Genomic DNA, 1,828 nt, shown 5'->3' with positions numbered 1-1,828 from the left:
CCGCGGCGCCCCCGGCGCCGGCCGCGACTCCGGCGGCCGCACCGACGGCCCCGGCCGCGCCACCCCTGGAGCCGGTGGTCATCACCGGCGCCGGACTCGGGCTGCCCGGGGTCCCGCAGCTGTTCGACGACGAGAACGTCGCGAAGATCCTGGCCGGCCAGCAGTTCATCGGCCAGCTGCCGCAGTCGGTGCGTGACCGGATGGTCGACATGCGGATCACCCGGCTGGTCAAGAGCGAGAGCCAGGGCGCCAGCTTCGCCACGATCGACGACCCGGCCGACGTGATCAAGCTGGCCGGGATGCACGCCCCGATCGACGTCGTGGCGCAGTTCGGCATCGACGCGGCGCGCGACGAGGCGCTCGACAACGCCACCCGGCTCGCCATCGGCGGCGGCCTGGAGGCGCTGCGCGACGCGGGGATCCCGCTGGTGCACCGCTACAAGACGACCACGCTCGGGACCCAGCTGCCCGACCGCTGGGGACTGCCGGAGGAGCTGCGCGACGACACCGGCATCATCTTCGCCTCCGCCTTCCCCGGCTACGAGCGGCTGGTCGAGGCGGTCGAGGACTACCTCGTCGACCGCGGCCGGCGTGAGCAGATCCTGGCGCTCGAGGCGGTCCGCGCGCGGATGACCGACGGCGACGGGGAGGCGCGCGCGGAGGTGGAGCGGCTGCTCGCGGAGCTCCGGGCGGCCCGTGACGCCGAGCCCTACGCCTTCGACCGGCGCTTCCTGTTCCGCGTGCTGTCGATGGGACACTCGCAGTTCGCCGAGCTGGTCGGCGCCCGCGGACCGAACACGCAGGTCAACGCCGCCTGCGCGAGCACCACCCAGGCGCTGTCGCTGGCCGAGGACTGGATCCGCTCCGGCCGGTGCCGTCGCGTGGTCGTGATCTCGGCCGACGACGCCGCCGGGGAGCGGATGCTGCCGTGGATCGGTGCCGGGTTCCTGGCCAGCGGCGCCGCGGCGACCGACGAGCGGGTCGAGGACGCGGCCACCCCGTTCGACCGCCGTCGGCACGGCATGATCATCGGGATGGGGGCGGCGGCGTTCGTGGTGGAGTCCGCCGAGGCCGCCCGTGAGCGGGGCATCCAGCCCATCTGCGAGGTGCTGGGCGCGGTGACCGCCAACAGCGCCTTCCACGGCACCCGGCTGGATGTCGAGCACATCGCCGGCGTGATGGAGGCGGTCGTCTCCGAGGCCGAACGGTACGGCGTCGACCGCGCCGGGATCGCCCCCCAGACCGTGTTCGTCTCCCACGAGACCTACACCCCCGCCCGAGGCGGCAGCGCCTCCGCGGAGATCCACGCCCTGCGCACCACCTTCGGGGCCGCGGCCGACCGGATCGTCATCACGAACACCAAGGGCTTCACCGGTCACGCGATGGGCACCGGCATCGAGGACGTGCTCGCCATCAAGGCGCTCGAGACCGGCCTCGTCCCCGCGGTGCCCAACTACCGCGAGCCCGACCCCGAGCTCGGCAGCCTGAACCTCTCCACGGGCGGCTCCTACCCGGTGGAGTACGCCCTCCGGCTCGCCGCCGGTTTCGGCTCCCAGATCGCGATGTCGGTGCTGCGCCGCACTCCGATGCCCGACGGCGTCCGCCGCGCTCCCCACGAGCTCGGCCACGCCTACCGCATCGTCGACCCCGACGCCTGGCAGCGCTGGCTCGACCGGGTGTCCGGGCACACCGGGGCCGGGCTCGAGGTGGACCACCGCACCCTGCGGGTGATCGACGTCGGCGCACCCGAGCGCACGGTGGCACCAGGCACGCAGGTACCGGTGCCGTACGCCGCGGCGCGGGTGGCCGAGCGGGCCGCACCGGCACC

At 74.3% G+C, this 1,828-nt stretch carries 1 protein-coding gene; it reads left to right on the top strand.

Going from position 1 to position 1,828, the window contains the following annotated elements; all coding sequences use genetic code 11:
• A partial coding sequence (locus PLP61_RS16900) for a beta-ketoacyl synthase N-terminal-like domain-containing protein (protein ID WP_324503964.1) occupies positions 1 to 1,828 on the top strand: 1,828 nt, incomplete at both ends.

This window comes from Nocardioides sp. (genome assembly GCF_035429765.1).
Lineage (GTDB): Bacteria > Actinomycetota > Actinomycetes > Propionibacteriales > Nocardioidaceae > Nocardioides.
Note: the sequence above shows the minus strand (reverse complement) of the source record. Positions and strands in the feature narration are given on the sequence as shown.